This window comes from Nocardioides kribbensis (assembly GCF_015070375.1).
GTDB lineage: Bacteria > Actinomycetota > Actinomycetes > Propionibacteriales > Nocardioidaceae > Nocardioides > Nocardioides kribbensis.
On sequence record NZ_JADCLL010000001.1, the window covers coordinates 414,902 to 431,714 of the forward strand.

Below are 16,813 nucleotides of genomic sequence, written 5' to 3' on the forward strand. Positions count from 1 at the left end.
GAGGATCAGGCGGCGCGTCGCCCGTCGACGACCAGCGCGACCGTGTTCAGGGCCGCCCAGCCGAGGGTCACGGCCATCACCTTGCTGCGCACCTGGGAGTCGGGGGCCTTGGCGGCGAGGATCGCGCAGTCGCCCAGGTCGCCGACGATGCGCAGCAGCATCGCGGTGCGCACGACCTTGTCGGAGCGCCCGAGTGCGCCGGCGGCGCTGATGCCGAGGTCGCGCACGCCGTAGGTGCGGGCCAGCACGTCGTAGCCACCCCGCTCGGAGCGGCCGGCCTGCATGGCCGAGCCGAGGTGGTCGGGCTTGAGCAGGGCGAAGGCGCCGTAGCCGGCGGTGGCGGTGGACATGAGGCGGCTCAGGGGATAGCTCATGCCTCCGGTCTACCCCGCGCCGGGGCTCCCCGGCTCACCCGCGCGGGGTGGTCGCCGCGCCCACGGGCCCGTCCGCGGTCGCTCCCGCGGGCAGGGTCAGCCGCATCCGGGTGCCCGCGCCGCCGGCGGGCTCGCGGCAGACGAGCTCGCCGCCGTGGGCGCGGGCGAGGCCGCGGGCGATCGAGAGCCCGAGGCCAGAGCCGCCCGCCCGGCGCTCGCGGGCGGGGTCGAGGCGCACGAGCCGGTCGAAGACCCGCTCGCGGTCGGCCGCGGGGATGCCCGGGCCGTCGTCGACGACCTCCACGACCGCCGCGTCCCCGTCGTAGAACGAGCGGAGCTCGACCTGACGCGCGCCGGCCTGCACGGCGTTGTCGACGAGGTTGCCCAGCACCTGCACGACCCGGTCGCGGTCGGCGGCGGCCACCACCGGGCCGCCCGCCACCCTGACCACCGCCGGGCCGGGCCGCGGCGACCTCGCCACCTCCTCGGCCACCGACCGCAGGTCGACCGGGCCCGTGACCAGGGCCAGACCGCGGTCGATGCGTGCCATCAGCAGCAGGTCGTCGACGAGCCGGCCGGCGCGCTGGGCCTCGCGGATGAGGTCCACCAGCACCTGCTCGCGCTCCTCGCGCGGCGGGTCGGTGCGCAGCACGTGCTCGGCGGCGGCGCGGATGCCGGTCACCGGGGTGCGCAGCTCGTGGGCGGCGTCGGAGACGAAGTCGCGCAGCCGGGCCTCCGAGTCGACCGCTCGGGCCTCGGCGCCCACCACCTCGTCGAGCATCTCGTCGAAGGCCAGCGCGGTGCGGCCGAGGTCGGTGCCGGGCGCGGTCGGGCGCAGCCGCCGCCCGCGGTCGCCGCGGGTGATGCTGCGGGCCACGTCGGTGATGCGGCGCAGCGGCCGCAGCGCCCCGCCCACCACCAGCGGCACGACGAGGGCGGTGGCGAGCAGCACCGCCACCGCGGTCACGAGCAGCACCAGCCTGACCTGGGCGACGGTCTCGCGGACGTCGCTGGCGTCGGCGAGCAGCAGCAGCGTGCTGCCGTCGGCGAGGCTGCGCGAGACCGTGAGCAGGTCGCCGCTCTCCTGCACCGCGGGGGTCGCGCCCGGCGGGTCGGGCGGACCCGGGTCGCCCCGCAGCGGGCTGGGCACCGTGGCGGGCCCCCGGGGCCCGCCGTCGGCCGGCCCCCCGCCCTCACTCGAGTCGCCTCCCGTGCCTCCGGAGCCTCCTGTGGCGTCCTCACCGTCCCCCGGGGCCACGCCGGCCGCCCCGGCCAGCGGCCCCTCGGCGAACACCTCGCCGTCGGCGGTGCGCACCACGGCCGACACGCCCTCCCCCTCCAGGCGGCGGGCCAGGTCGCGGTCGTCGACCTCACCCACCAGGGCGTCGGCCACGCCCGCGCGCTCGACGAGGCGCTGGCGCAGCTGGTCGTCGAGCCGCTCGCGCAGCGCCAGCTCGGTGGCGGCGACCAGCACCACCAGCAGCACGGCCACCAGCGCCACCACGACCAGCGTCACCCGCCGCCGCAACGACGGGGTGCGCAGGCCCGGCGCGCCGCCGGGGCCGCTCACCGGGGCGCCCGCAGCACGTAGCCCAGCCCGCGCTCGGTGTGGATGAGCCGCGGTCCGTGGGCCTCCAGCTTGCGGCGCAGGGCGCTGAGGTGCACCTGCACGAGGTTGTCGGCGTAGTCGTCGTAGCCCCACACCTGGCTGAGGATCTGGGCGTTCGAGAGGACCCGGTCGCGGTGACGGGCCAGGTGGGCCAGCAGGCGCAGCTCGGTGGCGGTGAGCGCGACGTCGTGGCCGCCGCGCGTGACCCGCGCCGCCTCCTCGTCGACGACCAGGTCGTCGATCTCGATCGTGGTGGCCACGGCGCCGGTGCGCCGCAGCACCGCCCGCACCCGGGCGAGCAGCTCCTCCACGACGAAGGGCTTGGCCAGGTAGTCGTCGACACCGACCTCGAAGCCGCGCAGGCGGTCCTCGACGGCCTCGCGGGCGGTGAGCATCACCACCGCGGCGTCGCTGCGTCGTCGCACGACGCGCACCAGCTCGGGGCCGTCGCGCCCCGGGAGCATCCAGTCGAGCACCACGAGGTCGACGCGGTGGGCGGCCAGCTCCTCCTCGAGCGCGCCGCCGTCGGGCAGCGCACGCACGGCATAGCCCTCCGAGCGCAGCGACCTCACCAGCGACTCGCGGATGACGTCGTCGTCCTCCACCACGAGCAGTCGAGCGGCAGCGTCACGGGTCGGCACCCCGACAGTGTGCCGTCGCCGACCTGAAGACCACCTCAAGAAGTCCGCGAGCGGCCGCCGTCTTCAGGTGGCCCGCAGGTACGCCGCACAGAGTGCTCCTCGTGGCCCCGAGAGCCGCACCGCCCGGTCCTCGACCCGGCGGGCCCCCTCCGTCCCCGACCCAGGAGTGCCCGTGCCGCACCTGTCCTCCCTCGGCCTGGTCGACCTGCTGGTCGTCCTCGCCGTCGTGCTCGCCGTCGTCGGAGCCCTGCGCACCGGTCGCGGACTCATTGCAACGCTGCTGTCCGCCGTGGGCGCGGGCCTCGCCGCCCTCGCCGTCGCCTGGGTCCTCACCTCGGCCCTGAGCGCCTGGGGGCCGCCCCGCGTCGCCCAGGCCGTCGACCGCAGCGCCTTCGCCGCAGCCCTGCCCGCGCCCGACCGTGCGCTCGCCGAGCTGCGCGACCTCATCGGCGGTGGGCCCGGCGGACCCGGCGGCCGCGACGACGCACCCGGCCCACGCCCCTGACGGGGCCCACCCCGCGACCCCGGGCGAACCCGGACGGCCGCGGCGCCCCTGACCGCACCGAGCGAGCCCCACGGATCGGCCCGATCCGACCACCACACGAAGGAGCACCCGATGACCCAGCCCCAGCACCCCCGCCCGCAGGACTCCTGGCACGACGACACCCAGCCGCTGAGCGTCGGCGCCTGGTCGGCCGGTGGCCCGCACACCGCCCCGCTCCCCGCCGGTCGCACCCGTGCCCCCCGCTCGCGCCTCGTGGCCGGGCTCGCTGCCGGAGCCGTGGCAGGACTGGTGCTCGGCCTGGGGGTGCCGGCCCTCGCGGGCGGCTCCGGGTCGAGCGGGAGCAGCCCCACCGGCGCCACCGGTGACGGCAGCTCGGTCACCACCCCGGTCGCACCGACCGATGCACCGGCCGACGCCCCGGCGGAGGACTCCACCGACGGCGGAGCCGCCACGCCGGGGGCCGACGGCCGGCCGGCGCCCGGCGACGGGGTGCCCGTGCCTCCCGCGACCACTCCGGCTCCCGCCCCCGGCGGCCCGCTCTGCGAGGCCGGCACGGCGACCCTCCCGGCCCCGGGCGAGGCGTCCGAGGACGGCGCTGCGCCGGTCCCGGCCCCGCACGGCGGGGAGCACCCCGCGCCGCCGGCTCCCCCCGCCCCGGGTGAGGGCGGGCGGCCCGGCGCCACGCCGACCCCGCGCGTCGAGCCCACCCCGCCGGCCGTGCCCGGCACGGGCGACGAGGTCGACCCGAGCACCCAGCCCGGCTGACCGGACCCAGGAGACGCAGAAGGCCCCGGCCCGCATCACGCGGGCCGGGGCCTTCTCTCTGCTCCCCCGGTTGGACTCGAACCAACAACCCTCCGATTAACAGTCGAATGCTCTGCCAGTTGAGCTACAGGGGATCGGTGCAGCGCGCACACATTAGCAAGCGTGGTCGGCGAGGTGAAATCGGCCTCCCTCGACCCGGCGGACCGTGCGGAACGGCCACCTCAGCCCAGCCCGACGGCGTTCCGCGCCGAGGCCAGCGCCTCGGCCGCCGCGGCCTGCACGACGGGATCGGTGGGGTCCACGCCCTCGTCGTACTGGAAGACCCAGGTGACCCCGGAGCCGCCGCCGGGGGCGCGTCGGGCCACGACCCGCACCCCGCGTCGGCCGGCGAGGGGCACGTGGCGCTGCAGCAGCACGCTCGCCGTGACCCGCTCGCGCACCAGCTCCAGCAGGCGGGCGCCGTCGTCGAGGCGGAAGCGGTGCACGACGCGTGCGTCGGTGCGACCCGCGTCGTCGGCCTCGGTCACGGCCAGCGTGGAGGTCTCGGCGTCCCAGTCGGCCGCGTCCACCCGCTCCCAGCGCAGTCGCGCGGAGCGGGAGCCGTCGACGGAGACGTAGAGCGCGTCGCGGGTGCCACCGACGTCGCGACCGTCGTCGGTGCGGGCCCAGGCCAGCAGCCGCTCGCCGCGGCCCACCTGGAGGTCGGGCCGGGGACCGTCGGCGCGGGTGCGCCACCACGGGCGGAACGCTCCGCGCAGCGCCCCGGCGAGGCTCACGCGCCCATCACCCGGTCGCGCAGGGCCCGACGGTGCTGCTCGAGGGCGGCCAGCTCGCCGAACATCCGGTTGTAGGCCTCGACGTCCTCCACCGGGTTGGTGCGCTGCAGTCGTGACTTCACCTCGGCGATGCGGCGCATCGTCGTGAGCTCGAGGAGGCGGAAGACATGGTGGCCGACGTAGGCCGCGTCGGGCTCCTTCTCGGTGAGCAGCGGCTCGACGCCGAGCGCGGAGACGGCCGAGGAGACCTCGGGGTCGCTCGCGGCGTCGCGCAGGCGGGCCGCCCAGGCCGGGTCGCCGGCGCCCGTGGCGGTGCCGCCGGCCTGCTCGACCAGCTCCCACACCGCGCGGTAGGTCGGGTGGGTGAAGTCGTTGGCGCCGATGTCGGCGGTGGTGCGGCCGATCGCCATCGGGTGCTGCACGACGAGCTTGAGCGTCTCGCGCTCCAAGGTGAAGCGGGGGTCACGCAGGTCGGGCACCTGGCGTCGAGGCGCGGCGGGGGCACTGTCGGCCGCGGCCGGGGACCGGTCGGCCCGGCGGTCCTGCCCCCGCCCGCCGGCTGCCGGGGCGGGGCGGTGGGCGGCGCGGCGTACCTCGGCGCGCGCCTCGTCGGGGTCGACGCCGATCATCTGCGACAGCTCGCGGGCGAAGGCGTCGACCTTGGACTTGTCACGCACGCTCGAGACCAGCCGGGCGCCCTCACGCAGGGCGTCGATGCGGCCGTCGGCGCGGTCGAGGTCGTACTTGCCGACCACGTTGGTCAGCACGAAGCGGTAGAGCGGCACCCGTCGCGCGACCAGCTCGCGCACGGCGGCGTCGCCGTCGGCGACGCGCAGGTCGCACGGGTCCTTGCCCGAGGGCTCGACCGCGACGTAGGTCTGCGAGACGAAGTTCTGGTCGCCGGAGAAGGCCCGCAGGGCGGCCTTCTGCCCGGCCGCGTCGCCGTCGAAGGTGAAGATCACCTCGCCGCGGAACTCCTCGTGGTCGTCGAGGAAGCGCCGCAGGATCCGCGAGTGGTCCTCGCCGAAGGCGGTGCCGCAGGTCGCCACCGCCGTGCCGACCCCGGCCAGGTGGCAGGCCATGACGTCGGTGTAGCCCTCGACGATCACCGCCTGGGAGGACCGCGCGATCTCGCGACGGGCCAGGTCGATGCCGTAGAGCACCTGGCTCTTCTTGTAGATCGGGGTCTCGGAGGTGTTGAGGTACTTGGCGTCGATGCGGTCGTCGTCGAGGATGCGCCGCGCGCCGAAGCCGATGGTGTCGCCGCTGGCGTCGCGGATCGGCCACATCAGCCGGCCCCGGAAGCGGTCGTAGGCCGACCGGCCCACGGCCACCAGGCCGCCGGTGACCAGCTCTTCCTGGCTGAAGGCCTTGGCGCGCAGGTGCCTGAAGAGGTCGTCGCCGCCCCGCGGGGAGAAGCCGATGCCGAACTGCTCGGCGGCGGCCTGGTCGAAGCCGCGCTCGGCGAGGAACTGACGGGCGACCAGCGCCTCGGGGGTGGCCAGCTGCTCGGCGTAGAACTCCTGCGCCTCGCGGTGGGCCTCCACCAGGCGGGTGCGGGACGGGCCGCGCGGACGGTTGTCGCGCTCGTCGCCCTCCTCGCGCCGCAGCTGCACGCCGTACTTGTCGGCCAGCCGCTCGACGGCCTCCCCGAAGCCCAGGCCGTCGATCTTCATCACGAACGTGATGACGTCGCCGCCCTCCTGGCAGCCGAAGCAGTGGAAGAAGTTGCGCGCCGGGGTGACGTGGAAGGAGGGCGACTTCTCGTCGTGGAAGGGGCACAGGCCCTTCTGCGAGCCACCGCCGGCGTTGCGCAGCGTGACGTACTGCGACACGACGTCGTCGATCCGGGCCTTCTCACGCACCTCGGCGATGCTGTCGTCTCGGATCCGGCCCACCACGGGTCGATCCTACGGCCGGGTCAGTACTCCCCCGACATCACGTTCGCCAGCTCCTCGCCGGCGGCGAAGCGCCGCAGCTGCTCGCGCACCAGGCGGTGGGCCCGGGGCCACATCGCGCTGCTCGCCCCACCGACGTGCGGGGTCATCAGCAGGCCCGGGGTCTCCCACAGCGGGCTGTCGGAGGGCACCGGCTCGTCCTCGAAGACGTCGCTGGCCGCGCGCAGCCGCCCCGAGGCCAGCTCGGCGAGCAGCGCGTCGGTGTCGACCACCGCGCCCCGCGCGACGTTGACCAGCAGCGCGCCGTCCTTCATGCGGGCCAGGAGGTCGGCGTCGACCAGGCCGCGGGTCTCCTCGGTCAGCGGCACGACGAGGACCACGACGTCGACGTCGGGCACGAGGTCCGGCAGCTCCTCGAAGCCGTGGACGTGGCCCTCGGGCTCCTCGCGCGCCGCGCGGGCCACCCGCACCACCTCGCACTCGAAGGGCAGGAGGCGGGCCTCGATGGCCCGGCCGATGGCGCCGTGACCCACCAGCAGCACCCGCTTGTCGGCCAGCGACGGGCGCCAGCCGGCCGCCCACTCGCGCCGCTCCTGGGCGCGCACGAAGTCGGGCACGCCGCGCAGCGAGGCCAGCGTGAGGGTCAGCGCGAGCTCGGCGGTCGAGGTGTCGTGGATCCCGCGCCCGTTGCACAGCGTGACCCCGTCCGGCACGCGGCCGCGCACGGCGTCGACCCCGGCGGTGAGCAGCTGCACGACCTCGAGGGAGGACATGCGCTCCATGACCTCCACGATGCCCGAGCCCAGCTGGTAGGGCGGCACGTAGAACCGCACGTCACCGACGCTGTCGGGCACCTCGCGGGTCGGGTCGACCCGCTCGTAGCGCAGCCCGGCCGGGGCCTCGCCCAGCTCGGAGACGTCGAAGGGCAGCCAGACGAGGGGTTCGCGCACGGCACCGACCCTAGCCACGACCCAGGAGCCGGCGGTGCCAGCCCACGGCGCTGGCGTCGGTGAGCGAGGCGACCTGGTCGACGACCACCCGCAGCCGGGCCGCGTCGTCGGGCGCCGCCGCCCAGTCGTCGGCGAAGGCCCGCTCGAGGGCGTCGGGGCCGCGGTGGGCCACCAGCGCCACCAGCTCGGCCATCACCTCGCGCTGGCGCGCCATGACGGCGAGCCGGTCGTCGGTCTGCATCACGTAGTACGCGGCCACGCCCTTGAGCACCGCGATCTCCAGCAGCGTCCGCCCGGGCAGCACGAGGTCGCCGCCGTGGCGCACGAGGGCGCCCGGCCCGGAGGCGAAGGTCGCCGCCTGCACCGCCCCGCAGAAGCGGCCGATCAGGTCGCTGGTGAGGTTCTTCAGCGCCGCCAGCGACCTCCGGCTCGCGTCGTACGGCGCGCTGGGCCAGCTCGCCTGCGCGACCAGCCCCGCGAGCACGTCGTCGAGCTCGTCGTCGTCGGCCTCGGGGAGGTACCACTCGCGCACCGTCTGCCACACCGCCGCGGTGTCGAGCGCGGTGAGCTCGATGCGCCCGACCACGATGCCGTCCTCCACGTCGTGCACGCTGTAGGCGACGTCGTCGGCGAGGTCCATCACCTGCGCCTCCACGCAGCGGCGCGGACCGTCGACACCGGCGCGCAGCCAGGCGAAGACCGGCGCGTCGTCGGCGTAGACCCCGAACTTCGGGTCGGCGGCTCCCCCCGGCCCGGCCCCGCGCGCCCACGGGTACTTGGTGCAGGCGTCGAGCGTGGCCCGGGTGAGGTTGAGGCCCACCGAGCGCCCCTCGGCGTCGGCCGACTTCGCCTCCAGCCGGGTCAGCAGCCGCAGGGTCTGGGCGTTGCCCTCGAAGCCGCCGCACTCGGCGGCGAGGTCGGCCAGCACCCGCTCGCCGTTGTGACCGAAGGGCGGGTGACCCAGGTCGTGGGCCAGCGCCGCGGTCTCGGCGATGTCGGGGTGGCAGCCCAGGGCGCGTGACAGGTCGCGGGCCACCTGGGCCACCTCGAGGGAGTGGGTGAGCCGGTTGCGCACGAAGTCGTCGGTCTCGGGACCCACCACCTGGGTCTTCGCCGCCAACCGGCGCGACGCCGCGGCGTGGACCACCCGGGCGCGGTCGCGCTCGAAGGGGGTCCGCTCGGGGGCGTCGACCCGCTTCGGCGGCTCCGCCACGACCCGCTCGCGCGCCGACGCGTCGTAGCGCTCGAGCAGGTCGTCGGAGTCGAGGAGCCGGGGCACCGGCCCGACTCTAGCGGCGCTCAGTAGGTCGTGACGTGGACGTGGTCGTAGTGGTTGGCCGTGACCGAGCCACGGTCCTCCATCGCCCGCCAGCCCTCGGAGGCGCGGTCGACCGACCAGATCTGCTGGGAGTAGATGATGTAGTTGACGCCCAGCTCCTGGTAGTTGGCCTGGACGAAGTCGCGCACCTGGTAGCCGAGGTCTCCCGACACCATGATGTCGATCGCGATGCCCTGGGCGTGCTCGCCGTCGCTGCGGAAGGTGCCGTAGGTGGTGATCGACGGGAAGGCCGCGCACACCGCCTCGTGGATCGCGGCGATGTTGGGGCTGACCCCGCTCGGCACCGACGTGCCGTTGGTGCAGGTGGCGGAGCCGACGCTGCGGGCGGAGGCGACGTCGCCGGCCTCCTCGGCCACCGGCTTGTCCTCGGAGAGGTAGCCGGCGGTGACCCAGCGGGCCGAGCCCTTGACGACGATCTCGACCCGGTCGCCGAGAGCGCGCCCGGTCACGAGGACCTTCTTCCCCTCGTCGAGCACACCGGTCTGGCCGGCCTGGCCGGTGGGACCGGTCCACAGGTTGAGGGGGGCGGTGCTCCACCGGGGCTGGTCGGCGCCGGCCACCGCGGCGCGGACGGCGGCGGGCGTCATCATCCGCTCAGCCGCGGTGGGCTTGGAGAGCGTCAGGCCCCGCTCGACGCGGTAGGCCGCCGTGCGGTCGGCGTCGCGGGACAGACCGCGGCCCTCGGCGAAGGCCTGGAGGGCGGCGACGTCGGTGGGCTGGACCGCCTCGGCGAGGTCGGAGGTGCCGGCCTGCTGCAGGGGCGCCGTGCCGGGGTCGGCGGTGGCGACGCCGAGGGCGACGACCGCGGAGGTGGCGAGGAGGGCGACGGGTCCGGCGACGAGGGCGGCGCGGGGACGCGGACGTCGGGTGGTGCTGCGGGCATTGGCGTCCCGCTTGTGGCGATGATCTGCCACAGCGCTGATCCTTTGCTGTTGCTGGCTCCTGCCGGGCGGTCGCCCGGCATGACGACGCCGTCCTGCGGTAGGCAGGGCGGCGGAGTTGTCGAGTGAAGCACAGGCGGACAGCAGGCGACCAACCGTCGCGGGTAAAAACTGACGTGTCACCGGTCACGACCGTGCCGACCCGGCCGCCACGACGCGACGCGGGAGACCCGCCGGATCAGCCGCCGGAGCCCGCGTCGGCGTCCTCGGCGACCGCGCACCCGGCCCCGTCGGCGTCGTCGAGCCAGCCCTCCGGCAGCACCACCCGGGCCCGCGGCGAGCCCTGGCGCCCCCGGGGCGTGCCGAGCTCGGCCACCGGGAAGGGCGCGTCGGGGTCGAGCTCGGCGAGCAGCTGGTCGAGCCCGTCGAGGGTCTCCACCAGGGCCAGCGCCCGCCGCAGGTCGCCACCGGCCGGGAACCCCTTGAGGTACCACGACACGTGCTTGCGGAACTCCTTGCAGCCGCGCTCCTCGCCCATGTGCTGGCACAGCAGCTCGGCGTGGCGGCGCATGACGTCGCGCACCTCGCCCAGGCGCGGCAGCGTCGCACGGAAGCCCTCGGCCGGCACGTCGCCGGCGAAGGCCGCGGCCAGGTCGCGGAAGAGCCACGGACGGCCCAGGCAGCCCCGCCCCACGACCACGCCGGCGGCGCCGGTGTGCTCGACCATGCGCAGCGCGTCGCCGGCCTCCCAGATGTCGCCGTTGCCGAGCACCGGCAGGTCGACGTGGGCCACGAGCTCGCCGATGGCGTCCCAGTCGGCCTGCCCCGAGTAGGCCTGCGCGACGGTACGCCCGTGCAGCGCGATCGCTGCGCAGCCGGACTCCTGGGCGATCCGGCCGGCGTCGAGGTAGGTGAGGTGGTCCTCGTCGATGCCCTTGCGGGTCTTCATCGTCACGGGCACGTCGTACGCCGAGGCGGCCCGCACCGCCTGCTCGAGGATCCGCGCGAGCAGGCCGCGCTTCCAGGGCAGCGCACCGCCGCCGCCCTTGCGGGTCACCTTCGGCACGGGGCAGCCGAAGTTGAGGTCGATGTGGGCCACGCCGTAGTCGGCGCAGAGGATCTCGGCGGCCCGCCCGACGTAGACGGGGTCGGTGCCGTAGAGCTGCACCGAGCGCGTGGTCTCCAGCTCGTCGAAGACGAGCATGTCGCGGGTGTGCTGGTCGCCCTCGACGAGGCCGCGGCTGGTGATCATCTCGCAGACGTAGAGCCCGGCGCCCTGCTCGGCGCACAGCCGGCGGTAGGCGGCGTTGGTGATGCCGGCCATGGGCGCGAGCACCACCGGGGTGTCGACCCGCAGCGACCCGAGGGTCAGCCCCGGGTGGGGGCGCGTCGGCTGGGCGGTCGTCGTCACCGGACCATTGTCCGCCGCGCCCGCCGAGCGCCCCAAATCAGCCGTCGCCGCCGCCCTGGCCACCGCCGGCGGAGCCCTTGCCCCCACCGGCGGAGCCCTTGTTGCCACCGGCGGAGCCCTTGCCGACGGTCGTGACGGGCCCCGACCACGTGATCGGGTTGAAGTCCTCGGTGGGCCGGAAGCTCACCGCCTCCAGCGAGCCGCCGTCGGGCACGAGGTAGACCAGGCAGACCTTCTCCTCGTCGCCGTTGCGGAACTTCTTGGGCAGCGGCGTGCTCGGGCAGGGCGTGAAGGTGCTGACGAACGACGAGGACTCGACGAGCACGTCGGCGTCGTCGACGGCGTAGAGCGGCACCCGGCGTCCGCCGAGGTCGCTGTCGCCGACGTTGGCCACGGTGGCCTGCACGAAGTAGGGCGTGGCCGTGCGCACCTGCTTGGTCAGCTCCCAGCCCTGGAAGGACTTCTCGAACGTCGTCCGCTGGACCTTCTCGACGGTGATGTCGAGGACCCCGACGCTCTTCTGGTCGGGCTCGTAGGCCACGACGGCCTCGTCGCCCAGCGAGAGCGCCGAACCCTGCCCGGTCAGCTCGACGTCGTCGGGCACGGGCAGGTAGGGCTCGCCCTCGGCCGAGGCCGAGGCACCCGCCGAGGCGCTGGTGCTGGTGGAGGGGGCGCCGGACGCCTCCGACGGCCCCGCCGCCTCGTCGGTCCCGCTGCACCCGGCGGTGGCCAGGGCGAGCACGGGCAGGACCGCGAAGGCGGCCAGGCGGGGGCGGCGGAGCAGCGGACGAGCGGTCATCGGGTCATTGTGCACAGCGGGCGGCTCAGCAACCGACGAAACGCTGGGCGAAGTAGGCCGTGATGCCGTCGAGGCTGATGCGCTCCTGCGACATCGAGTCGCGCTCGCGCACGGTGACCGCGCCGTCCTCGAGGGTGTCGAAGTCGACGGTCACGCAGTAGGGCGTGCCGATCTCGTCCTGGCGGCGGTAGCGCCGGCCGATGGCGCCGGAGTCGTCGAAGTCGACGTTCCAGTTGCGGCGCAGCTCCGTGGCCAGGTCCTTGGCCTTCGGCGAGAGGTCGGCGTTGCGGCTCAGCGGCAGCACGGCCACCTTGACCGGGGCCAGGCGCGGGTCGAGGCGCAGCACCGTGCGCTTGTCGACGCCGCCCTTGGTGTTGGGGGCCTCGTCCTCGACGTAGGCGTCGACCAGGAAGGTCATCAGGCTGCGCGAGAGCCCGGCCGCGGGCTCGATGACGTAGGGCGTGTAGCGCTCGCCGGCGGCCTGGTCGAAGTACGACAGGTCCTGGCCGGAGTGCTTGGCGTGGGTGGAGAGGTCGAAGTCGGTGCGGTTGGCGATGCCCTCGAGCTCGCCCCACTCCGAGCCCGCGAAGCGGAAGCGGTACTCGATGTCGACCGTGCGCTTGGAGTAGTGGCTCAGCTTCTCCTGCGCGTGCTCGTAGTGGCGCAGGTTGTCGGGGTCGATGCCCAGGTCGACGTACCACTGCGTGCGGGCGTCGATCCAGTACTGGTGCCACTCCTCGTCCTCGCCGGGCTTGACGAAGAACTCCATCTCCATCTGCTCGAACTCGCGGGTGCGGAAGATGAAGTTGCCGGGGGTGATCTCGTTGCGGAAGCTCTTGCCGATCTGGGCGATGCCGAAGGGCGGCTTCATGCGCTGGCTGGTCACGACGTTGGCGAAGTTGAGGAAGATGCCCTGGGCGGTCTCGGGGCGCAGGTAGTGCAGGCCCGACTCGTCCTCGATCACGCCGAGGTAGGTCTTGAGCAGCCCGGAGAACTGGCGCGGCTCGGTCCAGGCGCCGCGGGTGCCGCAGTTGGGGCAGGCCAGGGTGGCGATGTCGACCGTGTCGGGGTCGTCGATGCCCTTCTTCTCGGCGTACTGCTCCTGCAGGTGGTCGGCGCGGTAGCGCTTGTGGCACGACTGGCACTCGGTCAGCGGGTCGCTGAAGGTGTCGACGTGCCCGCTGGCCTCCCAGGTCTGGCGGGGCAGGATCACGCTGGAGTCGAGGCCGACCATGTCGTCGCGCATCTGCACCATGGACTTCCACCACTGGCGCTTGATGTTGTCCTTGAGTTCCACGCCCAGCGGGCCGTAGTCCCACGCCGACCGGGTGCCGCCGTAGATCTCACCGCAGGGGTAGACGAAACCCCTCCGCTTGGCGAGGGAGACGACGTTGTCGACGGTGGACGGGGGCGGCTTGGCCACGGGTGCTCCTGCTCTCACGGACCGGCTGGCTGCCGGTCCTCGACGAAGCGCTCAGCCTAGCGATCGGGTCCGCTCGACATTGAGGTCGGTCCCGGGCTCGACGACCTCGTAGGCGCTCGGCTCGTCGAGGGCGCGGTAGAGCACCGGCACGGCGTGCAGCTTCACGTCGTACGACGACAGCGCGCGGCGGTAGGCGCCGACGTTCTCCCACCGCGTGGTCAGCACCCACAGCCCGGGGTCGTCGACGTTGCGGCCGATCGTCGCGCCGACGTGGCCGGGTCGCGCCGCGAGGGCGTCGCGGGCGGTCTCGAGCGCGACGCGGAAGGAGCCCTGCTCCTCGGGGGCGACGCGGAAGCGGTTGACGACGATCACACCCCGACCCTAGGCCAGCCCCGGCCGACGATTTTGACAATCGTTCTCAGCGGGTCGAGAATCGTTCTCATGACTTCGCGTGCCACCCGAGCCACCCGCCCCGTCCGACAGCGGCTGCTCGCCCCCGCGGTCGCCGGCGTCGCCGCCCTCGCGCTGAGCTCGTGCGCCGCCTTCTCCGACGACACCGGCACCGCCTCCGACGACGGCGACGTCACGGTCGCCGCCGCCTTCTACCCGCTGCAGTTCGTCGCCCAGCGCGTGGCCGGCGACCGCACCGAGGTCGCCAACCTCACCAAGCCCGGTGGCGAGCCCCACGACCTCGAGCTGAGCGTCGGCCAGACCGCCGAGGTGGCCGGCGCCGACCTGGTCGTCTACGAGGCCGACTTCCAGCCGGCCGTGGACGCCGCCGTCGAGCAGAACGCCGAGGGCGCCACGCTCGACGCCGCCGAGGTGGTCGGCCTCGAGCCCTTCGCCGACGAGCACTCCGACGAGGCCCACTCCGACGAGGCCCACTCCGAGGAGGCCCACTCCGAGGAGGAGCACTCCGAGGAGGAGCACGTGGACGACGCCCACTCCGAGGAGGAGCACGCGGAGGAGGAGCACGACCACGGCGACCTCGACCCCCACTTCTGGCTCGACCCGGTGCGTCTGGCCGACCTCGGTGACGCCGTCGCCGAGCAGCTCGCCGAGATCGACCCCGACGGCGCGCAGACCTACACCGCCAACGCCGCGACCCTGCGCGAGGACCTCGAGAGCCTCGACGGCGAGCTGTCCGAGGGCCTGGCCGACTGCGAGCGCTCGACCATCGTGGTCTCCCACGACGCCTTCGGCTACCTCGGCAAGTACGGCATCGAGGTCGAGCCCATCGCCGGGCTCTCCCCCGACGCCGAGCCCACGCCGGCCGACCTGGCCCGCCTGCAGCAGATCATCGACGAGGACGGCATCACCACGGTCTTCTCCGAGCGCCTGGTCTCCCCCGCCCTCAGCGAGTCGCTGGCCCGCGACAAGGGCATCGAGACCGCGGTGCTCGACCCGGTGGAGGGCCTGAGTGACGAGACCGCCGACGAGGACTACCTTTCCCTGATGCGTGAGAACCTCGCGGCCCTCCGGACCGCCAACGGGTGCCGGTGACCCCCACGAGCCCGGCCGCACCGACGCCAGCGCCCGAGCCCGGGGCCGACCACACGGTCGGCCCCGGGCTCGAGGCCGTGGTGCGACTCGTCGACGGCGCCGTGGCCATCGCCGGTCGCCCGGTGCTGCGCGGCATCGACCTGACGGTGTCGCGCGGCGACTTCGTGGCGCTCATGGGCGCCAACGGCTCCGGCAAGTCCACCCTCGTGCGGGCGCTGACCGGCCTGCGACCGCTGACGACGGGCAGTCTGGAGCTCTTCGGCCACCGGTTGGAGCACTTCGACGAGTGGCGCCGCGTCGGCTTCGTGCCGCAGCGCACCGGCGCCGCCTCGGGCGTGCCGGCGTCGGTGTGGGAGGTGGTGGCCTCCGGGCGGCTCACCCGCCGCCGCCTGCTGCGCCCCCTCGGGCGCGCCGACCGCCGCGCCGTCGCCGACGCGCTCGAGGTGGTCGGCCTGGCCGACCGGGCGCGCGACGGCGTCTCGCAGCTCTCCGGCGGCCAGCAGCAGCGCGTGCTCATCGCGCGGGCGCTGGCCGGCGAGCCGGAGCTGTTCTTCCTCGACGAGCCCACGGCCGGGGTGGACCTGCCCAACCAGCACGCCCTCGCCGCGTCGCTGGCGCGCCTGAAGGAGCGCGGCGCCACCGTCGTGCTCGTCGCCCACGAGCTGGGCCCGCTGGCCCCCCTGGTCGACCGGGCGGTGGTGATGCGCGACGGGCGCGTCGTCTACGACGGCACCCCCCTGGCCGACCACGAGGTGCACCAGCCCTGGCTGGGCGAGGCCCACTCCCACCACCACGCCACGCACCGTGACCGCGCCCGTCACGACCACGCGCCCCACGTCGCCTCACCGCTCGGGACCCACCCGGAGGAGCACCACCGATGAGCACCCTCGAGCTGTTCTCCCTGCCCTTCATGCAGCGCGCCCTCATCGCCGCGGTCTTCGTCGGGCTCGCCGCCCCGGTCGTCGGCACCTACCTGGTGCAGCGGCGCCTGGCCCTCATGGGCGACGGCCTCGGCCACGTCGCCGTCACCGGCGTCGCCCTCGGCCTGCTCACCGGCACGTCCCCGACGTGGACGGCCGTGGTGGTCGCGGTTCTCGGCGCGGTGCTGATCGAGGTGATCCGCGAGCGCGGCCACACCAACGGCGACGTCGCGCTCGCCCTGCTCTTCTACGGCGGCCTCGCGGGCGGGGTGCTGCTGACCGGGCTCGGCGGCCAGAGCGCCTCGCGGCTCCAGACCTTCCTCTTCGGCTCGATCACCACGATCTCCGTGGCCGACGTGGTCACGACGATGGTGCTGGCTGCCGTCGTCGTGATCCTCGGTGTCGGTCTTTCCCCGCAGCTCTTCGCGGTGGCCCAGGACCAGGAGTTCGCCCGCGTGGCGGGCCTCAACGTCCGGGCCTACAACCTGCTGGTGGCGGTGATGGCCGCGGTGAGCGTCACGGTGGCCATGCGCACGGTCGGCCTGCTGCTCGTCTCGGCGCTCATGGTGGTGCCGGTGGCCACCTCCCAGCAGCTCACCCGCTCCTTCCGCACCACCCTGGTCGCGGCCATGGCCCTCGGCACCGTCGCGTCGCTGGGCGGGCTGGTGATCTCGGCGCTGGTGCCGGCCGGCACCTCGGTCTCCCCCGGGCCGACCATCGTGCTGCTCGCCCTGGCCGGCTTCGTGGCCACCTGGCCGGTGGGGGTGTGGCTGCGCCACCGCGAGCAGCTGCGGGCGCCCTTCCCGGTGGACCCCGACGCCCCCGACGGCGCGGTCGCGCCCCTGTGCCCCGAGGTCGTGCCCGGGCCCGCCGACCACCGCCACGACGAGGAGCACGTCGACCACGACCACGGGCCCGACTGCGGGCACGTCGCCGTGCCCCACGGCGACCACGTCGACTACGTTCACGACGGACACCGCCACGCGCCGCACGGGAGGCACTATGACGAGCACTGAGCC

At 74.6% G+C, this 16,813-nt stretch carries 17 protein-coding genes and 1 tRNA gene; 5 read left to right on the forward strand and 13 right to left on the reverse strand.

All coding sequences use genetic code 11. The features are described 5' to 3' along the window. Nucleotides 1-5: 5 nt before the first annotated feature. Genes IR170_RS02000 through IR170_RS02010 form a run of 3 tightly spaced genes read right to left on the reverse strand, consistent with a single transcriptional unit; the run spans nucleotide 6 to nucleotide 2,624 of the window. Entirely contained in the window at nucleotides 6-374 is a 369-nt protein-coding gene (locus IR170_RS02000; RefSeq protein WP_193661010.1) for a hypothetical protein, read from the reverse strand. Between the two features lie 34 nt (nucleotides 375-408). Beyond that, nucleotides 409-1,944, reverse strand: a complete 1,536-nt coding sequence (locus tag IR170_RS02005; protein WP_193661011.1) for a sensor histidine kinase — start codon at nucleotides 1,942-1,944, stop codon at nucleotides 409-411. Continuing rightward, the gene (locus IR170_RS02010; RefSeq protein ID WP_319804868.1) at nucleotides 1,941-2,624 is read right to left on the reverse strand and encodes a response regulator transcription factor; all 684 of its coding nucleotides are present in this window, start codon (nucleotides 2,622-2,624) and stop codon (nucleotides 1,941-1,943) included. Before IR170_RS02010 ends, IR170_RS02005 begins: the two co-directional genes overlap by 4 nt. A gap of 172 nt (nucleotides 2,625-2,796) precedes the next feature. Here IR170_RS02010 and IR170_RS02015 point away from each other — a divergent pair, with 172 nt between their 5' ends. Next, the gene (locus IR170_RS02015) at nucleotides 2,797-3,129 is read left to right on the forward strand and encodes a hypothetical protein (protein WP_193661013.1); all 333 of its coding nucleotides are present in this window, start codon (nucleotides 2,797-2,799) and stop codon (nucleotides 3,127-3,129) included. Between the two features lie 111 nt (nucleotides 3,130-3,240). Next, the gene (locus tag IR170_RS02020; RefSeq protein WP_193661014.1) at nucleotides 3,241-3,894 is read left to right on the forward strand and encodes a hypothetical protein; all 654 of its coding nucleotides are present in this window, start codon (nucleotides 3,241-3,243) and stop codon (nucleotides 3,892-3,894) included. Nucleotides 3,895-3,955: 61 nt separating this feature from the next. Here the strand turns inward: IR170_RS02020 and IR170_RS02025 are convergent. From IR170_RS02025 to IR170_RS02070, 10 genes are all read right to left on the reverse strand, one after another. Then, nucleotides 3,956-4,028: transfer RNA gene (locus IR170_RS02025), tRNA-Asn, on the reverse strand. Between the two features lie 87 nt (nucleotides 4,029-4,115). Continuing rightward, entirely contained in the window at nucleotides 4,116-4,670 is a 555-nt protein-coding gene (locus IR170_RS02030; protein ID WP_227488386.1) for a hypothetical protein, read from the reverse strand. Further along, the gene (gene dnaG / locus IR170_RS02035; RefSeq protein WP_193661015.1) at nucleotides 4,667-6,571 is read right to left on the reverse strand and encodes a DNA primase; all 1,905 of its coding nucleotides are present in this window, start codon (nucleotides 6,569-6,571) and stop codon (nucleotides 4,667-4,669) included. Before dnaG ends, IR170_RS02030 begins: the two co-directional genes overlap by 4 nt. 20 nt (nucleotides 6,572-6,591) lie before the next feature. Continuing rightward, nucleotides 6,592-7,518 carry a 2-hydroxyacid dehydrogenase gene (locus IR170_RS02040; protein ID WP_193661016.1) on the reverse strand — a complete coding sequence of 309 codons (927 nt, stop codon included), beginning with the start codon at nucleotides 7,516-7,518 and terminating at the stop codon, nucleotides 6,592-6,594. 10 nt (nucleotides 7,519-7,528) lie between these two features. After that, nucleotides 7,529-8,797 carry a deoxyguanosinetriphosphate triphosphohydrolase gene (locus IR170_RS02045; protein ID WP_319804869.1) on the reverse strand — a complete coding sequence of 423 codons (1,269 nt, stop codon included), beginning with the start codon at nucleotides 8,795-8,797 and terminating at the stop codon, nucleotides 7,529-7,531. A gap of 20 nt (nucleotides 8,798-8,817) precedes the next feature. After that, a complete protein-coding gene (locus tag IR170_RS02050) occupies nucleotides 8,818-9,771 on the reverse strand; it encodes a hypothetical protein (RefSeq protein WP_193661017.1) in 954 nt (317 codons plus the stop codon). A 205-nt stretch (nucleotides 9,772-9,976) separates the two neighbouring features. Beyond that, entirely contained in the window at nucleotides 9,977-11,149 is a 1,173-nt protein-coding gene (gene dusB / locus IR170_RS02055; RefSeq protein ID WP_319804870.1) for a tRNA dihydrouridine synthase DusB, read from the reverse strand. Between the two features lie 37 nt (nucleotides 11,150-11,186). Then, complete coding sequence (locus IR170_RS02060) at nucleotides 11,187-11,948, reverse strand: hypothetical protein (RefSeq protein WP_193661019.1); 762 nt, start codon at nucleotides 11,946-11,948, stop codon at nucleotides 11,187-11,189. 25 nt (nucleotides 11,949-11,973) lie between these two features. Beyond that, nucleotides 11,974-13,371: a glycine--tRNA ligase gene (locus tag IR170_RS02065; RefSeq protein WP_056864226.1), complete on the reverse strand. Its 1,398-nt coding sequence runs from the start codon at nucleotides 13,369-13,371 to the stop codon at nucleotides 11,974-11,976. A 51-nt stretch (nucleotides 13,372-13,422) separates the two neighbouring features. Then, nucleotides 13,423-13,743 (reverse strand): antibiotic biosynthesis monooxygenase family protein, encoded by a 321-nt coding sequence (locus tag IR170_RS02070; protein ID WP_056903905.1) that lies wholly within the window; start codon nucleotides 13,741-13,743, stop codon nucleotides 13,423-13,425. A 69-nt stretch (nucleotides 13,744-13,812) separates the two neighbouring features. Here IR170_RS02070 and IR170_RS02075 point away from each other — a divergent pair, with 69 nt between their 5' ends. The 3 genes from IR170_RS02075 to IR170_RS02085 are packed head-to-tail and all read left to right on the forward strand — an operon-like array spanning nucleotide 13,813 to nucleotide 16,810. Next, the gene (locus tag IR170_RS02075) at nucleotides 13,813-14,874 is read left to right on the forward strand and encodes a metal ABC transporter substrate-binding protein (protein ID WP_193661020.1); all 1,062 of its coding nucleotides are present in this window, start codon (nucleotides 13,813-13,815) and stop codon (nucleotides 14,872-14,874) included. Continuing rightward, nucleotides 14,871-15,755, forward strand: a complete 885-nt coding sequence (locus tag IR170_RS02080; RefSeq protein ID WP_251533313.1) for a metal ABC transporter ATP-binding protein — start codon at nucleotides 14,871-14,873, stop codon at nucleotides 15,753-15,755. Before IR170_RS02075 ends, IR170_RS02080 begins: the two co-directional genes overlap by 4 nt. After that, a complete protein-coding gene (locus IR170_RS02085; protein WP_193661021.1) occupies nucleotides 15,752-16,810 on the forward strand; it encodes a metal ABC transporter permease in 1,059 nt (352 codons plus the stop codon). Before IR170_RS02080 ends, IR170_RS02085 begins: the two co-directional genes overlap by 4 nt. Nucleotides 16,811-16,813: the final 3 nt, after the last annotated feature.